Below are 19,571 nucleotides of genomic sequence, written 5' to 3' on the forward strand. Positions count from 1 at the left end.
GGACCACTGATATCATGCAGGCGGTCCCAAATCACCGACTTACCAGTGTTTATTAATCAAGAAGCGGCATGGGGGTTGGCAGAACTGGCTTCGCGCCCCCTGGCAAGCAATAAAGCAGCAGGTTACATTTATTTCCCGCTCGACTAGAATAGCCACGCTTTCAAATTTCCATCATTTACCCAGATAATCCGGAGTGCAGTTGAATAATTACCCCCATCCTATTATTGCCCGCGAGGGTTGGCCGTTTTTGGGCATCGCCTTTGCGGTCGCGCTGCTGATCACGTTTTTCTCTCCTGCATGGTCGCTGCCATTCTGGATTATTGCTTTATTCGTATTGCAGTTTTTCCGCGATCCGGCCCGCGTGATTCCGCAGAATCCCGCCGCAGTGCTGTCGCCGGCCGATGGCCGCATCGTCGTGGTGGAAAAAACCATGGATCCTTACGCCAATCGCGAAGCTCTGAAAATCAGCGTCTTCATGAACGTATTCAATGTCCATTCGAATCGCGCCCCGGTCGACGGCAAGATTGAGAAGGTTGAGTATTTCCCGGGCAAGTTCGTCAACGCCGACCTCGACAAGGCCTCGATCGAAAACGAGCGCAACGCCCTGGTCATCACCGCCGCCAACGGCCAGACCGTGACTTGCGTGCAGGTCGCCGGCCTGATTGCGCGCCGCATCCTGTGCTACGTCAAGGTGGCCGACGTGCTGGCGCGCGGCCAGCGCTACGGCTTCATCCGCTTCGGTTCGCGGGTCGACGTCTACCTGCCGCTGACAGCGACGCCCAAGGTTGCCGTAGGCGACAAGGTATCCGCCACCGAGACTATCCTGGCCGAATTTTAAGCAGTGTTGCTGGTAATCAGAGTCGATTGAAACGGAACTTACATGGCCACATTCAAGCGCCGTAAAGCGAAGAACAATATCGCGCAGTTCCCCAAGGCGCTGCGCCCGAACAAGAACGCGGAACGCAGCGAATACCTGGACCAGGATGCGGGGGACAACCCTCGGGTCCGGCGTCGGCGCGGCATCTACCTGTTGCCGAACGCCTTCACCACGGCAGCGCTGTTTTGCGGTTTTTATGCGATCGTGATGGCGATGAACCTGCGTTTCGACCAGGCTTCGATCGCCATCTTCGTGGCGATGGTGCTGGACAGCCTGGACGGCCGCGTGGCGCGCCTGACCAATACCCAGAGCGAATTCGGCGCGCAATACGACAGCCTGTCCGACATGGTGTCGTTCGGCGCCGCGCCGGCGCTGGTAGTGTATGAGTGGTCTTTGCGCGGCATGGGTAAACTGGGCTGGCTGGCGGCTTTTGTGTATTGCGCCGGCGGCGCCTTGCGCCTGGCGCGCTTCAACACCAATATCGCGGTGGTCGACAAACGCTATTTCCAGGGTTTGCCCAGTCCCGCGGCGGCAGCCCTGGTGGCCGGTTTTGTCTGGCTGATGGACGATCTCGGCTTCCGCGGCGCATCGCTGAGCTGGGCAGCGTGGGCGATCACCCTGTACGCCGGCCTGACCATGGTCAGCAACGTCCCGTTTTATAGTTTTAAAGACATCAACCTGCGCAAGCCGATGCCATTCATCGCGGCTTTCCTGGTGGTGCTGGCGCTGGTGGCGATTTTCAGCGATCCGTCGAAGGTGCTGTTCGGTTTGTTCGTGCTGTACGGCCTGTCCGGTTTCGGCGTGTATTTCTGGCGCTGGTTCAAGGGCAAGCCGGTCAGCATCGTGCAGACGGAACTAGAGCACGACGATAAGGACTAAGGTAATGCCTGTGAAACATTAGTAAGGTTAAATGTTGTTAAACCTTGGGTTGCAAGCGGCACGGTAGCGAAGCTAGTGGCATCATCCTTTTTCAACTATTACTGGAGAAAAAAATGGGTTTACTTTCTTTTTTTAAAGAAGCTGGCGAAAAACTGCTGGGCACCAAGAAGCCAGAGGAAATCGCGGCAGCTCCTGATGTTGAAGATCTGCAAAACAAGGCGGCAGACGCGATCAAGGCCTACGTTGGCACGCAAGGCATCGACACCAGCGGCCTGACGCTGGCCTTTGATGCAAGCAAATCGGAGGTGACCGTCAGCGGCGAGGCGCCGGACCAGGCGACGCGCGAGAAAATCATCCTGTGCTGCGGCAACGTCAAGGACGTCGCCAGCGTCAACAGCGACAATCTGAAGCCTGATGTCGATGAGTCGCAATGGTACACGGTGGTCAGCGGCGACAATCTGTCGAAGATCTCCAAGCAGTACTACGGCGATCCAAACAAATACAATGCAATTTTTGAAGCCAACAAGCCAATGCTGAAAAGCCCTGACCTGATTTATCCGGGCCAGATGCTGCGTATTCCGCCACAGTAATCCGGATTCAACCCGAACAGAACCGCCCGGTATGCCCCGGGCGGTTTTTTTACGGCCGCCGTTTTGTTATTTTCATACCTGAATCCGCCAAAGTCTTTAAAATTGATGGTTTACAAGACCAATCAGGAGCACAGCATGGCAGCCAACTCGCCCGAAAAACTGATCATATTCGACACCACCTTGCGCGACGGCGAACAATCTCCCGGCGCATCGATGACCAAAGACGAAAAAATCCGCATTGCCAAGCAGCTGGAGCGGATGAAGGTCGATGTGATCGAAGCCGGGTTTGCGGCTGCTTCCCCTGGCGATTTCGAGGCGATCAAGGCAATCGCCGGCATCATCAAGGATTCCACCGTCTGTTCCCTGTCACGCGCCAACGACAAGGACATCGCACGTGCTGCCGAAGCGCTGCAGCCAGCCGAACGCAAGCGTATCCATACTTTCCTGGCGACCTCGCCGCTGCACATGGAAAAGAAGCTGCGCATGACGCCGGACCAGGTGTTCGAACAAGCCAAGCTGGCGGTGCGCTACGCCCGTAAATTCACCGACGATGTCGAGTTCAGTCCGGAAGATGGCAGCCGCTCCGACATGGATTTCCTGTGCCGGGTGCTGGAGGCGGTGATCGCGGAAGGCGCGACCACCATCAACTTCGCCGACACCGTCGGCTACGGCGTGCCGGAACTGTACGGCCACATGCTGAAGACCCTGCGCGAACGGATTCCGAATTCTGACAAGGCGATCTGGTCGGTGCATTGCCATAACGACCTCGGCATGGCGGTCGCCAATTCGCTGGCCGGCGTCATGATCGGCGGCGCGCGCCAGGTCGAATGCACCATCAACGGCCTGGGCGAACGGGCCGGCAACACGGCACTGGAAGAGATCGTGATGGCGGTGCGCACGCGCCGCGATTACTTCAACCTGGACATCGGCATCGACACCACGCAAATCGTGCCTGCTTCCAAGCTGGTGTCGCAAATCACCGGGTTTGCAGTACAGCCGAACAAGTCGGTGGTGGGCGCCAATGCCTTTGCGCATGCCTCGGGGATTCACCAGGATGGCGTGCTGAAGGCGCGCGATACCTATGAAATCATGCGTGCCGAAGATGTAGGCTGGAGCGCCAACAAGATCGTGCTGGGCAAGCTGTCGGGACGCAATGCGTTCAAGCAGCGCCTGGAAGAACTGGGCATCGCGCTCGAATCGGAAACGGAAGTGAACGCGGCTTTTGCGCGCTTCAAGGAGCTGGCGGACCGCAAGTCGGAGATTTTTGACGAAGACATCATCGCCCTGGTTTCGGATGAGCAGCAGTCGCACGACAAGGAGTTCTATCGTTTCGTGTCGTTGTCGCAGCATTCGGAGACTGGCGAAAAGCCTAGCGCCAGCGTGGTGTTTTCCATCGACGGCAAGGAATCAAGCTGCGAAGGGCAGGGGAATGGACCGGTGGACGCCATCGTCAACGCCATCGAAACCAAGGTGGCCAGCGGCGCCGAGCTGCTGCTGTTCTCGGTCAACGCGATCACCACCGGCACCCAGTCGCAGGGCGAAGTCACCATGCGCCTGTCCAAGGCCGGCCGCATCGTCAACGGCGTCGGCGCCGACCTGGATATCGTGGTGGCCTCGGCCAAGGCTTACCTGTCAGCGCTCAACAAACTGCATTCGAAGTCCGAAAAACTGAACCCGCAGCTGTAGCAGCAGTTAAATGGGGTCAGAGTTTTTTTTCGCGTTTTTTGCGAAAATTACTCTGACCCTATTTAACGGACCGCGGAGTACGTGCGGCCGCATTCGATAGTCTTCGTTGGTCGTTACTAATCAGATTCCAGCTGCGCCCACAGCCGCGCCAGATACGGATCGCGGAATCCTTCTTTCAGCAGCCCTTCCAGGGTATGCCGCAAATAATCCCTCGCCGGCCCATAGAGTCCGCAAGCGTCGCGCAGGTGGGAAACCACTTTCAGGTCCGGCAGGCGGCCGGTGTAGCTTTCGTGCTGGCGGTTCATGACAAACGCCAGCGCCTTGACGCGCGGGCCGTTCTTGCCTTTGAGCTGCATCGGCAGCCAGCGCGGCAGGTAAGCGCCGGTCATCATTTCGCGGCGCCACAGCATTTTCAGTTCGGTTTCGATGCTGATGGCGGGGATGCGGAATGCAATGCCTTGGCAAGAGCCGCCGCGGTCCAGGCCCAGCACCAGGCCGGGATTGTCCCAGGTGCCGCGGTTGATGCGCGAATACAGGTAAAAGCCGCGGTGGTAGCCGTACAGCATGGCCGGCACGCGCTCGCTGTATTCCACCATCGGATTCCAGATCAATGAGCCGTAGCCGAACAGCCAGACATCGCCGTTGGGATCTGGCAGTGAAGCCAGCGCGGCGCGCCAGGAAGCCTCCAGCGCTGCTTCGGACAGCAGGGCAGAGGCAATCGGGGTATTGTCCAGGATGGTCCGCAGGCGGTCCTGTTCCAGATCTTCACGGGTGATGCTCATGGTTACAGAATAAGCCAGATCGATGGGCTGCAACAAGTGCTTTGCCAAACTTCCGTGGTTTAACGGCAATGCACGCATTGCATCATTCTCTGAGTGCAGCCAGGATAAGCGTTGCTAGCTTGATCCCAATATCTCTTCTACCTGCGCTGCGCGCGGAATCGGCGCCACCGCACCGTAACCGGTAGTCGACAAGGCGGCGCAGACATTGGCGTAGCGGGCAGCGCGAAACGGGTCGTCGCCGGCTGTCAGGCGGGCAATGAAAGCGCCGCCAAAACAATCGCCGGCGCCGGTCGCGTCGACTGCTTCCACGCCGTAAGCCGGCACCAGCCGGCGTTCATCGGCGGTCGCGACATAACAGCCCTCGGCGCCAAGCTTGAACGCGACCAGGCCGATGCCGTAGGACAGCAAGGTATCGACAATCGCGTCGCGGTCGTCGAGGCCGGTGAGGGCGCTGACGTCGTCCCAGCTGGGCAGGCAGATATCGCACAACGCAAACGCTTCGCGCATTTTTTCGCGGGCCCGTTCCAGCGGCCACAGCTTCAGCCGCAGGTTGGTGTCGAGCGAGGTGCGTACACCGTGCTTGCGCGCATGCGCCATCGCCGCCAGTCCGGCATCGCAGGCCGATGCGCTGATCGCCAGGCTGATGCCTGACAGGTGCAGTACCTTGGCCGCAGCGATCGCCGCCAGCGGCAGCTGCGCGCTGGCATAGCGGCTGGCGGCCGAGCCGGCGCGCAGATAGTCGAAGTGATGGCCGTCCTGGTCGTGCGATACAAAATACACGCCGGTGGCGGCCTGCGCATCGCTGGCGACGTGGCTGGCGTCGACCTGTTCGGCCAGCCACAGCTCGCGCAGCTTCTGCCCGAAATGATCGTTGCCGAGCGCGCTGATGTAACCGCTGCGCGCGCCCTGGCGGGCGGCGGCGATGCAGAAATTCGACGTGTCGCCGCCGAAACCCTGCAGGTACATGCGGGCATCATGCTGCCGCTGGTTGAATTCCACCATGGCTTCGCCATAGGCCAGGATATCTGTAGTCATTGCTTGTGCCGGATCAGGTTAAAAGAAAGTCTGGATCACATCGACAACCTGGTGCTGGGGATCGAGCACCGCGATCTGGCGCCACTTGTCGAAGGTCAGGCAGGGATGGGAGATGTCGAAGCCGATCATGTCGCCGACCTTGATGTCGTCGCCTTCGGTAATCTGCAAATATGCGTGCTGGTCCATCATGCCGGTCAGTTGCCAGTGCGCCGGCGTAACCGTGGGGGCCGGATTGCCCGGGCGATAATGCGCAGCAGGCAAAGGCAGGCCGGCATCGAATGCGGCGTCGCGCTTGCCGAGCGCAATGATGGCTTTGCCGGTTTCCGGGATCGACTGTACATAAGCCCATAACTGCAGGGCCGGCAGCAGCTCGGTGCGCATCTTGCGGGCGATCGGATTGCGGGTCTGGATCTGCGCCTGCGCGGCGCGATAAATGCCGACGTCATGGGTCAGGTAGCAGCCCGGGCGCAGCACTACATCCAGCGGCAGGCCGATGTCGGTCTTGGCGAATTCTTCGGCGACTACGTCATACCAGGCCGAACCGGCGCCGGTCAGTATTACCGGCCTGCCTGCACTACCGCCTGTGCGTGCGGCAAAACGGCCATCCTTGGCCAGCTGTTTGGCGCAGGCGACTGCATGCCGCAGGAAACTGCGGATATCGGCTTCTTCTTTCAGCACGCCTTCGTACACTTCGACGCCAGCCAGCACAATGCTTTCGGGCCAGCGCGCCAGTGCCGCCAGCACCGCTTCTTGCTGCTGCGGATTGCGGATGCCGGTGCGGCCGCCGTCAGGGCCCAGCTCCAGCAGCACATGCAGTTTTTGCTTGCGCGCCTGGAAGAATGCGCCCAACTGGTCGACGCCGTCGGCCGAATCGATCAGGCAGCAGAATTCAAAGGAGGGGTCGGCCAGCAAATCGGAAATGATCGCCATGTTCTGTTTGCCGACCAGCTGATTGGCCATGATCACGCGCTGGACGCCGTGCTGGCGGGCGACCCGGGTCTGGTGCGCGGTAGCCAGGGTAATGCCCCATGCGCCGCCGGCCAGCTGGCGTGCAAACAGTTTCGGCGCCATTGTGGTTTTGCCATGCGGAGCCAGCTTGACGCCGTATTCGGTGACGAACTGCTGCATCCACTGCAGGTTGTGGGTCATGCGCTCTTCGTACAGCACAGCAGTAGGCAGGCTCAGGTCTTCCCGCAGCAGGTTCCAGTTGCGCGCCTTGACTTCGGCGGCAGGCAGCGCTTGCTGGAATGCGCCCAGGCCCTTGTTCAGGGGATCGATCAACGGGTTCTGGTAATCGCTGTGATAGTTAATAACATTTGTCATCGGATCTCCTCCATCAGAATTCATTTGACGTAATCATATCCTTGAATTTACTATATTAAAAGCATGTTACAAAGTAACATAGGGTTTTCTTCCTGCCGTGTCTGTTGCCGCGCTTGTTGCCAGATACTGCGGCTTGTTGTTGTTTCCCGTTGCGGTTCCACCCGTATTATCCAACTGACAGCTGATGACACAATTATTCGATATTGTCTCGCGCATCGCCGAACGCAGCAGCCAGCTGCGCCTGGCTGAGCAAAAAGTGGCGCAGGCAATCCTGGGCGACCTGCCGTTTGCGGCAAGCGCCAGCATCCAGACCCTGGCCAGGCAGGCCGGCGTCAGCGAAGCCAGCGTCACCCGCTTTGCCAAGGCTATCGGCTGCCGCGACGTGCGTGAACTGAAGATGCGCCTGGCCCAGGCCGCGGCGATCGGCCAGCGGTTTTTGCGGGTAGAGAATTCTGTTGCTGAAAATCAATTTCCGCAAATCGTCGATATCGTCTATGCCGATATCCACAAGTCGCTGGAGGTCAACCGCAGCTTGCTGAGCCAGGAAAATTTGCTGCAGGCGGCGCGGGCGCTGCTGCAGGCGCGCATGATTTACGCCTTTGGCATGGGCGGCGGCTCGACTATGCTGTCGGATGAGGCCGTTACCGGCTGGTGCGCCTGGGGCGCCCGGTGGCCACCTACCACGACGCCATGCTGCAGAAAATGGTGGCGGCGACGCTCGACAAGGACGATGTGATCCTGGCCCTGTCGACTACCGGCAATGTGCCCGAACTCAATGCCAGCTGCGCCATCGCCAAGGAGTATGGCGTGCGGCTGGTGGCGATCACCGCCCTCGGTTCGCCGCTGGCGGCGATGGCCGATGTGCTGCTGCCGTTGAAGTCGCTGGAAACCGATTTCATTTTCAAGCCGTCGTCGTCGCGCTACGCCATGATGATGGCGCTGGACGTGCTGATGACCGAGTTGGCATTGCTGCAAAAGGACCACAGCCAGGAGTTGCTGCGGCGCCTGAAATTCACACTGGATACACATCGCGGCGGCGGCAATCGCGAGCCGTTGGGAGACTGAAATGAGTACTGATTCAAATACATTGCCGACGCCCGGCAGCGCACCCAGCTGTGACACCCTGATTCGTAACGTCTCGGTGATCGACGGCAGCGGCAGCGCGGCGTATGTCGCCGATGTCGCCCTGGCCGGCGGCCGCATCCTGCATATCGAACCGCGCGGACCTCATGGCAACGCCAATGCCGGCGCGCTTTCCGGCTGGCAGGCCCAGCAGGTGATAGACGGCAGCGGCAAGGTCCTGAGCCCCGGTTTCATCGACGTCCACACGCACGACGACACCAACGTCATACGCACGCCGAGCATGCTGCCGAAGTTGTCGCAGGGCGTCACTACCGTGGTGGTCGGCAATTGCGGCATCAGCGCCGCGCCGGTCAGCCTCAAGGCGGAACCGCCGGATCCGATGAACCTGCTGGGCGAAGCGAGCGCTTTCAGCTATCCGACTTTTGCTTCCTATGTCGAAGCGGTGACCCAGGCCCAGCCGGCGATCAATGTCGCCGCCCTGATCGGTCATACCGCCTTGCGCAGCAACCAGATGGACCGGCTCGACCGCGCCGCCACCGAGACCGAAATCGCCGCCATGTGCGAGCAGTTGCGCGAAGCGCTGGCGCACGGCGCGCTGGGACTCAGCACCGGCCTGGCCTATGGCAATGCGATCAACGCCCCGACCGCCGAAGTGCTGGCGCTGGCGCAACCGCTGGCCGAGGCCGGCGCCATTTACGCTACCCATTTGCGCAGCGAATTCGCCGATATCCTGGAAGCCATGGATGAGGCATTCCGCATCGGCAAGCATGCCCGGGTGCCGGTGGTGATTTCGCACCTGAAATGCGCCGGCGTCGAAAACTGGGGTCGCAGCGGCGAGGTGCTGGAAGCGCTGGAGCAGGCGCAACGCTACCAGCCGGTCGGCTGCGACTGTTATCCCTACACTGCTAGCTCCTCCACCCTGGATTTGAAGCAGGTGACCGACACCATCGACATCATGGTGACCTGGTCGGAACCGGAGCCGGCTATGGGCGGCAAGCTGCTGGCCGACATCGCCGCCGAATGGCAGGTCGACCTGATGGCGGCCGCGCGCCGCCTGCAGCCGGCCGGCGCGGTCTACCACTGCATGCAGGATGAAGACGTCAACCGCATCCTGAGCCACCCGGCCAGCGTGGTCGGTTCCGACGGCCTGCCTAACGATCCCCTGCCGCATCCGCGCCTGTGGGGCGCCTTCCCGCGCGTGCTGGGTTATTACAGCCGCGAACAGAAACTGTTCCCGCTGACCGTGGCGATCCGCAAGATGACCGGCCTGTCGGCCGAGCGTTTCGGCCTGGCCGAACGCGGCCTGGTGCGCGAAGGATATTGGGCCGACCTGGTGCTGTTCGATGCGGCGACCGTGCGCGACGCCGCCACCTTCTCCGATCCGATGCAGCCGGCCGAAGGCATCGATGCGGTGTGGGTGAATGGCGCGTTGTCTTACCTGGGCGGCGCGCAAAAAGCGCCGACCGAGTTGCGGGCAGGGCGGTTCCTGGCGCGCCAGGCCGGCGTCAGCGGCGTACTGGCAAGTTGAGTCTTGTTTTGAATTTTGTTCTTTACTGAGGAGTTGTCATGACAATCAAACGATATGGTGTTGAAGGTGGTTCGGGAACCGGCGGCCAGCATCTGCCGTTCGCGCGTGCGGTGGAAGCCGACGGCTGGCTGTATGTTTCCGGCCAGGTAGCGATGGTGGACGGCGAAGTGATCGACGGCGGCATCGTCGCCCAGTCGCACAAGACCATCCAGAACGTGCTGGCGATCCTGAAAGAGGCCGGCTACGGCCCCGAGCACGTGGTGCGTTGCGGCGTCTGGCTCGACGATACCCGCGATTTCCAGTCGTTCAACCGGGTCTTCAAGGAATACTTTGGCGCCAATCCGCCTGCCCGCGCTTGCGTGCAGTCGAGCATGGTGGTCGATTGCAAGGTGGAAGTGGATTGCATCGCTTATAAAAAATAAACCAGGACCAGGTCGTTGAATTGACTGGCAACTGGTAGTTAATGGCTGCAAAATGGCGCCGTTATGGATTTGTGCGCCGAGGCAGGCGGCAGGTATATGGTGGTGTCAAAAAAATAAATCGGACTTTAGGAGGATTTGATGGAGATGGTTCAAGGAAACATGTTGCTGCTGTATGCAGTGATTGCAGTGATCGCGCTGGTGGTGCTGATCGCCAAGTTCAAGATGAATCCGTTCATCGTGCTGATCGTGGTGTCGGTGATCCTGGGGCTGGTGGTCGGCATGCCGATGGCCAGCATCGTCAAATCCTATGAAACCGGCGTCGGCGGCGCATTAGGGCATATTGCGCTGGTGGTCGGGCTGGGCACCATGTTCGGCAAGATGATGGCCGAATCGGGCGGCGCCGAGCGCGTGGCCAATACGCTGATTGGCGTGTTCGGCCCCAAGCGGGTGCACTGGGCCATGATGGTGGTGGCCCTGATCGTCGGCCTGCCGGTGTTCTTTGAAGTCGGTTTCGTGCTGCTGATCCCGATTGCATTCAACGTCGCCAAGCGCACCGGGACTTCGATGATCATGGTCGGGATTCCGATGGTTGCCGGCCTGTCTGTCGTGCATGGCTTGATTCCGCCGCATCCGGCCGCGTTGTTCGCCGTGACCGCCTACAACGCGGACATCGGCCGCACCATCATGTACGCGCTGATCGTCGGCATTCCTACCGCGATCATTGCCGGCCCGCTGTTTGCCAAGCTGATCAGCCGCTTCGTGGTGCCGAATCCAGACAATCCATTGATCGCGCAATTCGTGGAAGAAGGCAAGACCCGCGAATTGCCTGGTTTCGGCATCACCATAGCAACCATCCTGCTGCCGGTGGCGCTGATGCTGATCGGCAGCTGGGCCGATGTGTTTTTCACGCCAAAAACTTTCGCCAACGATTTCCTGCGCCTGATCGGCAACTCGGTGATTGCACTGCTGATTGCTACACTGGTAAGTTTTTACACCTTCGGCAAGGCGCGCGGTTTTGATCGCGCGGCGATTCTGAAATTTACTACCGAGTGTCTGGCGCCTATCGCCGGGATCACGCTGATCGTCGGCGCCGGCGCCGGTTTTGGCCGGATCCTGATCGACGGCGGCGTCTCCAAGGCGATTGTCGAACTCGCCAACAACGCCCATTTGTCGCCGTTGCTGCTGGGCTGGTTCGTGGCGGCGCTGATCCGCGTCGCTACCGGTTCCGCCACGGTGGCGATGACCACTGCCTGCGGCATCGTCGCACCTATCGTCACCGCCGCCGGCGTTACCGTCAGGCCGGAACTGATGGTGCTGGCTACCGGCGCCGGTTCGCTGATCCTGTCGCACGTCAACGATGGCGGTTTCTGGCTGGTCAAGGAGTACTTCAACATGACCGTGACGGAAACCTTCAAGACCTGGACTGTGGCAGAGACCATCATTTCGGTGGTGGCGCTGTTGCTGACCTTGGGCCTGGCTACAGTGATCTGATCCATCCGAAGGTCAACTCGCCACGGGCGAGGCGGAACAAACGCTGTCAAAACGGCTTGCAGAACACCATTCTGCAAGCCGTTTTTTGCGTCTCCCGATTGTGAAAGGCGCACGTCTCAAGATAATTTCATAATGTTGTATTTCTGAAACATCATTTTGTTAATTCTGGGAATACTTTTTATTTAACAAAACAGAGCTGCACCTGATCTGGGTTGATCGAGAAATAAACTGGCTTGGCTACTTGTAAACCTCGTTATATATAGGCAGCTATTGCGTCACATCCATATGTGGCAATCTCAGGCCAGACCATCCTGTCGGGCGCGGGGACGATATATTTCCATGTGGAATTGTAAAAAAATATTCTAAGAATGTTAATTTACAAAATGTAAACGTTAACTAATGTTAATTATTAAAATAAACATTACTTCCATATTCAATATCTTTGAAATACGTCTAAAATGACAATTAATTTCCATGCCGCATTGTTTTCATATGGAAAGCCCGAGCAGGGTATTCAGCGTCATTCCGGGCCTGCAGCATCGCGCAGAATCATTCTGTGCCTGCAACGATGCGGCAAGCATGTCAGTTTCTTACATCTCATTTTCCTGATGTAGCCGCCGCCGCGGAAATTGAGCCAGAGGTTGTTGGACCAGCAATTGGAGTCAGCCATGGCAATACGGATTTATCCCCCAACAGAAAGTATTTGCTCCGCCCACACGTACTTCGCCATCCAGGCGAGGTGCACTCTTATCGAAAGTTTTGTTGCCGCCGCAATGCGTTGGGGATAAGCCGCCTCAAAAGCATCGCCGGCAGTGTTTAGCCAAACGGGCAATTCTGCATTAGGCATGCTTGGTCTCAATTCAGACTGAGACAAAATCCCTGTTTTTTTACCCTCAATTTTCTTCGCTATGGACCCGTCCCGGCGTTGAGGGCGTCTTTTTGCCTATTTTTTTGTATTTTTCCGGAGAACGTCATGAGCAAGACTTATCGTTTGGTATGGAGCAAGACACAAGGTGCGCTGGTAGTCACATCGGAACTGGCCAAGACCAATGGCAAGGGAGCATCGAACCTGCTGTTGTCGACTGGCCCGGTCGGCGCAGCCGGCGGCCTGTCCGGCCAAGGCGAAGCGGCGCCGCAACTGCGGCGCTTGCCGGCATTGCTGGCGCTGGCGACCAGCGGTTTTTTTGCCCTGAACGGTTCGTCAGCCTGGGCCAATTGCACGCCGAGTAATCCGGCTAACGGCGCAACAGTCACCTGCACCGGCGCCGCGCCGTTGCTGGCGCCTTCATTCAGCAGCGCTGCCAATAACCTGACGGTGAACGTCAACACCGGCGCCAGCGCCGGAGTACTGCTGGGCCTGCTCGGCACGGCAATGAATTTGACCGGCAACAATGTCACGCTCAATAACGGCGGCACCATAGATCCGTCGCTGCTGGGGGCGGCCAGCCTGTTATCGACCGGCACCGTGATCGGCAATGCCGCGGCCAGCACCGTTACCGTCAACAACAGCGGCACCATGAAGGGCACCAGCGGCTTGCTGGGGGTGAGCCTGAGCAATCTGAACGGCGTCGCGCTGGCTGTGCAGAACGGCACCGGCGGCGTCAGCAATCTTTCCAATACCGGCACCATCGGCAGTTCGCCTTTGCTGGGCGTCTCGCTGTTCGCATCCGATGCGCCGGTGGTTGCGGCCTACGGCGGCGGCCAAGTCAACTTCGTCAATTCCGGCACTATCACCGGCCGGGTTGCGTTCGAGGCCTCGGGTACTCCGGGCACTGGCAACACCTTCGTCAATTCCGGGACCATCACCGGCAGCGTATCGATGGGCGCCAACAGCAGCAACACCTTTACCGCGGTGACCGGCTCCAACGTCAATTCAGGCGGCAGCCTTGGCCTCAACCTGCTGAACGTGGTCGGCCTCAATCTCGGATTTGCGTCGACCGGGACGGTCGACGGCGGCGCCGGCGGCAACAATACCTTGCTCCTGCAAAATACGGCAACGGGTACCGGCAGCGGCAGCACCGGCTCGGGCACCATTACCAGCGGCACCTACGTCAACTTCCAGCACCTGGGACTCAACAGCGGCAGCTGGACCTTGAGCGGAGCGCAGACATTCCAGGATGCGACACTGAACGGCGGCCTGGCGCTGTTCGATAATTCCGCCTCTTTCGGCACCGGTGCAATTACGGCCAACGGCGGCGCGATCCAGGCCACTGCCGCCGGCCTTGACCTTGGCAACAGCTTCAACCTGCAAGGCGGCGGGCTGACGGTCCAGGGCGCGAGCGCACTGACCATATCGGGCATCATCTCGGGCGTCGGCGGATTGACCAAGAACGATAGCGGAACGCTGACCTTGAACGGCGCCAATAACTATAGCGGCAACACCAATCTCAACGCCGGCGGACTGGTCTTGGGGAACGCCACGGCTATCGGCAGCGGTGCTTTGGCAGTGGGGGGCAATGCAACACTGGATACCAGCATCGGACTGACTCTGGGCAACAACATCAATCTCGCCGGCGGAGCGGACCTGACCCTCACCGGCAGCAATAACCTCGGTTTGAGCGGCATCATTTCCGGCGCCGGCGGCCTCGTGAAAAACGGCAGCACCACGACCACGCTGACCGGCGCCAATACCTTCACTGGCGCTGCGACAATCAACGCCGGGACGCTGGCTATCGGCGCGGGCGGCAGCCTGGCGCCGATCGTGGCAGTCAACGTGGCCGGTATCGGCGCCGGTTTCGACATTTCTGCCGGCGGCAACCAGACCATCGGCTCATTGGCTGGCGTGGCAGGCAGTACAGTCGCCTTGGGCGCCAACACCCTGACCTTCGGTGACGCCACCAACCAGACCTATGGCGGTGTCATTGGCGGCACAGGTGGCCTGATCAAACAAGGCAGCGGCACCGAAACCCTGACTGGCGCCAATACCTTCACTGGCGCTGCGACGATCAACGCCGGGACGCTGGCCATAGGCGCAGGCGGCAGCCTGGCGCCGACTGTGGCAGTCAACGTCGCGGGCGCTGGCGCCGGCCTGGATATTTCCGCCGGCGGCAACCAGACCATCGGTTCGCTGGCAGGCGTGGCAGGCAGCACAGTCGCACTGGGCGCAAATACCTTGACCTTCGGCGATGCCACCAACCAGACCTTCGGCGGCGCCATCGGCGGCACCGGCGGCCTGATCAAACAAGGCAGCGGTACCGAAACCCTGACGGGCGCCAACACCTTTACTGGCAGCGCGACGATCAATGCCGGTACGCTGGCTCTTGGCGCGGGCGGCAGCCTGGCGCCGACCGTGGCAGTCAACGTCGCCGCAGCTGGCGCCGGCCTGGATATTTCCGCCGGCGGCAACCAGACCATCGGTTCGCTGGCAGGCGTAGCAGGCAGCACAGTGGGCTTGGGGGCAAATACCCTGACCTTCGGCGATGCCACCAACCAAACCTTCGGCGGCGTCATCGGCGGCACTGGCGGCTTGATCAAACAAGGCACTGGCACGGAAACCCTGACGGGCGCCAATACCTTTAGCGGCGGCGCAACCATCAACGCCGGCACGTTGGCCCTGGGCGCTGGAGGCAGCCTGGCGCCGACCGTGGCAGTCAACGTCGCAGGCGCCGGCGCCGGCCTGGATATTTCCGCAGGAGGAAATCAAACCATCGGTTCGCTGGCTGGCGTGGCAGGCAGCACAGTGGCCTTGGGCGCCAACACCCTGACCTTCGGCGATGCGACCAACCAAACCTTCGGCGGCGTCATCGGCGGCACTGGCGGCTTGACCAAACAGGGGACGGGTACAGAAACCCTGACAGGCGCCAATACCTTTACCGGTGGCGCGACGATCAATGCCGGTACGCTGGCCTTGGGTGCTGGCGGCAGCTTGCTGCCAACGGTGGCGATCAATGTCGCCGGCGCCGGCGCCGGCTTTGATATTTCTGCCGGCGGTAACCAGACCATCGGTTCGCTGGCTGGCGTAGCAGGCAGCACAGTGGGCTTGGGCGCCAATACCTTGACCTTCGGCGATGCCACCAACCAGACCTTCGGCGGCGCCATCGGTGGTACTGGCGGCCTGGTCAAACAAGGCACGGGCACCGAAACCCTGACTGGCGCCAACACCTTCACCGGCGGCGCGACGATCAACGCCGGCACGCTGGCCATAGGCGCTGGCGGCAGCCTGGCGCCGACTGTGGCAGTCAACGTTGCGGCCGCTGGCGCCGGCCTGGATATTTCCGCCGGCGGCAACCAGACCATCGGTTCGCTGGCTGGCGTGGCCGGCAGCACAGTAGCCTTGGGCGCGAATACCCTGACATTCGGCGACGCCACCAATCAAACCTTTGGCGGCATCATCGGCGGCACCGGCGGTTTGGTCAAACAGGGTACTGGCACTGAAACCCTGACGGCAGCCAATACCTTTACCGGCGGCGCAACCATCAACGCCGGCACGCTGGCCATAGGCGCAGGCGGCAGCCTGGCGCCGACCGTGGCAGTCAACGTCGCGGGCGCTGGCGCCGGCCTGGATATTTCCACCGGCGGCAACCAGACCATCGGTTCGCTGGCCGGCGTGGCAGGCAGCACAGTCGCCTTGGGCGCGAATACCCTGACCTTCGGCGACGCCACCAATCAGACCTTTGGCGGCGCCATCGGCGGCACCGGCGGCCTGGTCAAACAAGGTAGCGGCACCGAAACCCTGACTGGCGCCAATACCTTCACTGGCGGCGCCACGATCAATGCCGGTACGCTGGCTCTTGGCGCGGGCGGCAGCCTGGCTCCAACCGTGGCAGTCAACGTCGCCGCAGCTGGCGCCGGCCTGGATATTTCCGCCGGCGGCAACCAGACCATCGGTTCGCTGGCCGGCGTGGCAGGCAGCACAGTGGCTCTGGGTGGTAACACCTTGACCTTTGGCGACGCCGCCAATCAAACCTTCGGCGGCGTCATCGGCGGCACCGGCGGCCTGGTCAAACAAGGCAGCGGCACCGAAACCCTGACGGGCGGCAATACCTTCACTGGCGGCGCAACCATCAATGCCGGCGCCTTGATCCTGGGCGCAGGCGGAAGCCTGGCGCCGAGCGTGGCAGTCAACGTCGCCGGCGCCGGCGCAAGCCTGGACATTTCTGCCAGCGGCAACCAGACCATCGGTTCGCTGGCCGGCGTGGCAGGCAGCACAGTTGCCTTGGGCGCCAATACCTTGACCTTCGGCGATGCCACCAACCAGACCTTCGGCGGCGTCATCGGCGGCACCGGCGGCCTGGTCAAGCAAGGCACGGGCGCGGAAACACTGACCGGCGCCAATACATACACCGGCGGCACGGCCATCAATGCCGGCTCGCTGATACTTGGCAACAGCTCAGCGATCGGTACCGGTGCATTGACTGTCGGCGGCGCCGCAACCGTCGACAACACCATTCCGCTGACATTGAATAATGCGGTAGTCCTCAATGCCGGCCTGACCGTGGCGGGCAGCAACGACCTGACATTGAGCAACGTGGTGTCCGGAACCGGCAGCCTGACCAAGGATGGCGCAGCCAACCTGACCCTGGCCGGCGCCAATACCTACAGCGGTGGCACGGTTCTGAACAACGGCACGATCACCGTGGGCAATAATTCTGCGCTTGGTACAGGCAGCCTGGCTCTGAATGGCGGCCAGCTCGATGTGAACGGCTTCCAGATAACGGTGGCCGGCTTGAGCGGCAACGGCAATGTGACCCTAGGCAGCAACAGCGGTAGCGTGACGGTGAACGGCGGCGGCACGTACGGCGGCGTCATTTCGGGAGCCGGGACGGTGGCCAAGGACGGCAGCGATACCTTGACGCTGACCGGCGCCAACACTTACACCGGCGGCACCACCATCAATGCCGGTACATTGCAGATCGGGAATGGCGGCACCACAGGAAGCATTGTGGGCAACGTGGTCGATAACGGCACACTGGCTTTCAATCGCTCCGACGATATCACTTATGGTGGCGTGATCAGCGGCAGCGGCAGCGTGGTCAAGCTGGGCGCCGGGGTGTTGGATTTGAGCGGCGTCAGTACTTACAGCGGACCAACCACTGTAAATGCCGGTACGCTTGCGGTAAGCGGTTCGATCGCCAATTCGACTGTCACCGTCAACAGCGGCGGCGCCATCCAGGGGCCCGGCACTATCGGCGGACTGCTGGTCAACAGTGGCGGCACGGCTGCGATCGCCGCCGCCGGCCAGCCTATCGGCAGCCTGACGGTAGCCGGCAACGCTGCCTTTACACCTGGATCGTTTTACCAGGTGAAAGCCACGCCGCAGCAAGCCGACTTGATCAGCGTCGGCGGCAGCACCAGCTTGACTGGCGGAACGGTGCAGGTGATGGCGGCGGTGGGCGACTACAAGCCGACCAACAACTATACGATTCTTACTTCTGCCGGCGGCGTCAGCGGCACGTTTTCCGGGGTGACGTCAAACCTGGTATTCCTGACGCCTAGCCTGAGCTACGACGCCAAGAACGTATTTCTGCAACTGGTGCGCAACAGTGTGTCGTTCCAGCAGGCGGCCAGTACGCCGAACCAGCAAAGCGTGGCAAACGCGGTCGCCATCCTCGGCGGCGGCAATACGATTTACGACACCATCACCTCGCTCGACCTGGCATCGGCGCAAGCGGCGTTTGACAGCCTGTCCGGCGAGACTCAGGCCAGCGCACGCAGCGTCATGCTGGAAGATAGCCGTTACATCAGGGATGCGGTCACGGCGCGGGCGCGCCAGGGTTCGGCTGCCCGTTCCGGCGTCTTGTCGGCGCTCTCGGCCGGCGGCGCAGCCAGCTGCACGACAGACAGCGCAACCCAGCAGAACGATCAGTTGCGAGTCGATAACGCCTGCGCCGACGACCGGCGCAATGCGCGGGTAGTCTGGGGCCAGGTATATGGCGCCAAGAGCAACCTGGATGGCGAGAACGGCGTGGCCAACGTGAACCGCAGCACCGGCGGCTTCATTGTCGGGGTCGACACACCGCTGAACGATACCTGGCGTGCAGGTGTCGCCGGCGGCATCGGTCACACGTCGTTTGACACCAGTCGTTCCAACGGTTCCGGTTCCATCGATAGCTATCACCTGGCGCTATACGGTGACGCGCAGTTCGGCGCGCTTGGCGTACGCCTGGGGACTGCATATACCTGGAACAAGCTGGATACCGACCGCAGCATCGTGTTCCCGGGTTTCTCCGACAGCACCAAGGCCAGCTACGATGCGCACACCACCCAGGTTTTCGGTGAGCTGGGCTACGCCATTGCGGCGGGCCGGGTAGCGCTGGAACCGTTCGCCGGCCTGGCGTATGTCAACCTGCATACCGACGGCTTCAGCGAAAACGGCGGCGCCGCGGCCCTGAGCGGCAAGAGCGACAGCCAGAATGTCACCTTCTCGACATTGGGTGTAAGGGCGGCAACCCTCCTGGGCGCTCCCGGCTCGGGCGTGACTGCCCGCGGCACGGTCGGCTGGCGCCACGCATTCGGCAGCGTGACGCCGACCGCCGATCTGGCGTTCAAGAGCAACGCCGCTGCATCATTCGCGGTGACTGGCGTGCCGGTAGCGCGCGACGCCATGCTGGTGGAAGCCGGGATTGATGTCGGCATCGGCAAGAGCGCAACGCTGGGCCTGGGATATTCAGGACAGTTCGGCGACAAGGTAAGGGATAACGCCATCAAGGCAAACATAGCGTGGAAATTCTGATGGCGCGACGTTGGTGTAGCTGAAAACAGCCCTGCATTTGCGGCGTTGTCTCGGGAAAAGCCGGGATAGCCGCATCTGCAGGGCGATCGTCTGGCGGTTCCCGGGGCCTGTCCATCAGGCCTTCTCCTTGTCATTCCCGCGTCACATTCCCTCCTTACAATCAGCATTGCCATATTGGTAATTGCTGAAAAATCCGCCTTTAT

The 19,571-nt window shown here is 60.9% G+C and carries 11 protein-coding genes and 1 pseudogene; 9 read left to right on the forward strand and 3 right to left on the reverse strand.

All coding sequences use genetic code 11. The features are described from left to right. The first annotated feature begins 193 nt into the window (after nt 1-193). The 4 genes from CFter6_RS07345 (at nt 194) to CFter6_RS07360 (ending at nt 4,032) form a co-directional block, all read left to right on the forward strand. Nucleotides 194-838, forward strand: a complete 645-nt coding sequence (locus tag CFter6_RS07345) for a phosphatidylserine decarboxylase (RefSeq protein WP_014005253.1) — start codon at nt 194-196, stop codon at nt 836-838. 42 nt (nt 839-880) lie between these two features. Next, complete coding sequence (gene pssA / locus CFter6_RS07350; protein ID WP_061539373.1) at nt 881-1,756, forward strand: CDP-diacylglycerol--serine O-phosphatidyltransferase; 876 nt, start codon at nt 881-883, stop codon at nt 1,754-1,756. Between the two features lie 113 nt (nt 1,757-1,869). Next, complete coding sequence (gene lysM, locus CFter6_RS07355) at nt 1,870-2,346, forward strand: peptidoglycan-binding protein LysM (protein WP_061539374.1); 477 nt, start codon at nt 1,870-1,872, stop codon at nt 2,344-2,346. 135 nt (nt 2,347-2,481) lie between these two features. After that, on the forward strand, nt 2,482-4,032 hold the full coding sequence (locus CFter6_RS07360; RefSeq protein ID WP_061542255.1) for a 2-isopropylmalate synthase: 1,551 nt from the start codon (nt 2,482-2,484) through the stop codon (nt 4,030-4,032). A 116-nt stretch (nt 4,033-4,148) separates the two neighbouring features. On the opposite strand, the gene CFter6_RS07365 is transcribed toward CFter6_RS07360, so the two are convergent. The 3 genes from CFter6_RS07365 to CFter6_RS07375 all read right to left on the reverse strand — a co-directional run bounded on the left by CFter6_RS07365 (nt 4,149) and on the right by CFter6_RS07375 (nt 7,172). Further along, the gene (locus tag CFter6_RS07365; protein ID WP_081466423.1) at nt 4,149-4,814 is read right to left on the reverse strand and encodes a gamma-glutamylcyclotransferase; all 666 of its coding nucleotides are present in this window, start codon (nt 4,812-4,814) and stop codon (nt 4,149-4,151) included. A 114-nt stretch (nt 4,815-4,928) separates the two neighbouring features. Then, nucleotides 4,929-5,849 (reverse strand): sugar kinase, encoded by a 921-nt coding sequence (locus tag CFter6_RS07370; protein WP_061539376.1) that lies wholly within the window; start codon nt 5,847-5,849, stop codon nt 4,929-4,931. An 18-nt stretch (nt 5,850-5,867) separates the two neighbouring features. Further along, on the reverse strand, nt 5,868-7,172 hold the full coding sequence (locus CFter6_RS07375; RefSeq protein ID WP_061539377.1) for an amino acid deaminase: 1,305 nt from the start codon (nt 7,170-7,172) through the stop codon (nt 5,868-5,870). A gap of 184 nt (nt 7,173-7,356) precedes the next feature. On the opposite strand from CFter6_RS07375, the pseudogene CFter6_RS07380 reads away from it, so the two are divergent. From CFter6_RS07380 to CFter6_RS07400, 5 genes and pseudogenes are all read left to right on the forward strand, one after another. Next, a pseudogene (locus tag CFter6_RS07380) lies at nt 7,357-8,237 on the forward strand (MurR/RpiR family transcriptional regulator). 1 nt (nt 8,238) lies between these two features. Then, the gene (locus tag CFter6_RS07385; RefSeq protein ID WP_061539378.1) at nt 8,239-9,783 is read left to right on the forward strand and encodes an N-acyl-D-amino-acid deacylase family protein; all 1,545 of its coding nucleotides are present in this window, start codon (nt 8,239-8,241) and stop codon (nt 9,781-9,783) included. A gap of 38 nt (nt 9,784-9,821) precedes the next feature. Beyond that, nucleotides 9,822-10,205 (forward strand): RidA family protein, encoded by a 384-nt coding sequence (locus tag CFter6_RS07390; protein ID WP_014005262.1) that lies wholly within the window; start codon nt 9,822-9,824, stop codon nt 10,203-10,205. Between the two features lie 138 nt (nt 10,206-10,343). After that, nucleotides 10,344-11,696 (forward strand): GntP family permease, encoded by a 1,353-nt coding sequence (locus CFter6_RS07395; RefSeq protein WP_041741411.1) that lies wholly within the window; start codon nt 10,344-10,346, stop codon nt 11,694-11,696. Nucleotides 11,697-12,669: 973 nt separating this feature from the next. Further along, nucleotides 12,670-19,368 carry an autotransporter-associated beta strand repeat-containing protein gene (locus CFter6_RS07400; RefSeq protein ID WP_082815010.1) on the forward strand — a complete coding sequence of 2,233 codons (6,699 nt, stop codon included), beginning with the start codon at nt 12,670-12,672 and terminating at the stop codon, nt 19,366-19,368. Nucleotides 19,369-19,571: the final 203 nt, after the last annotated feature.

The organism is Collimonas fungivorans (assembly GCF_001584145.1).
Classification (GTDB): Bacteria; Pseudomonadota; Gammaproteobacteria; order Burkholderiales; family Burkholderiaceae_D; genus Collimonas; species Collimonas fungivorans.

Bases quoted from the DNA above. Each gene is read 5' to 3' on its own strand.
- pssA (WP_061539373.1), top strand. From the start codon at position 881: ATGGCCACATTCAAGCGCCGTAAAGCGAAGAACAATATCGCGCAGTTC.
- lysM (WP_061539374.1), top strand. From the start codon at position 1,870: ATGGGTTTACTTTCTTTTTTTAAAGAAGCTGGCGAAAAACTGCTGGGC.
- CFter6_RS07360 (WP_061542255.1), top strand. From the start codon at position 2,482: ATGGCAGCCAACTCGCCCGAAAAACTGATCATATTCGACACCACCTTG.
- CFter6_RS07365 (WP_081466423.1), bottom strand. From the start codon at position 4,814: ATGAGCATCACCCGTGAAGATCTGGAACAGGACCGCCTGCGGACCATC.
- CFter6_RS07370 (WP_061539376.1), bottom strand. From the start codon at position 5,849: ATGACTACAGATATCCTGGCCTATGGCGAAGCCATGGTGGAATTCAAC.
- CFter6_RS07375 (WP_061539377.1), bottom strand. From the start codon at position 7,172: ATGACAAATGTTATTAACTATCACAGCGATTACCAGAACCCGTTGATC.
- CFter6_RS07385 (WP_061539378.1), top strand. From the start codon at position 8,239: ATGAGTACTGATTCAAATACATTGCCGACGCCCGGCAGCGCACCCAGC.
- CFter6_RS07390 (WP_014005262.1), top strand. From the start codon at position 9,822: ATGACAATCAAACGATATGGTGTTGAAGGTGGTTCGGGAACCGGCGGC.
- CFter6_RS07395 (WP_041741411.1), top strand. From the start codon at position 10,344: ATGGAGATGGTTCAAGGAAACATGTTGCTGCTGTATGCAGTGATTGCA.
- CFter6_RS07400 (WP_082815010.1), top strand. From the start codon at position 12,670: ATGAGCAAGACTTATCGTTTGGTATGGAGCAAGACACAAGGTGCGCTG.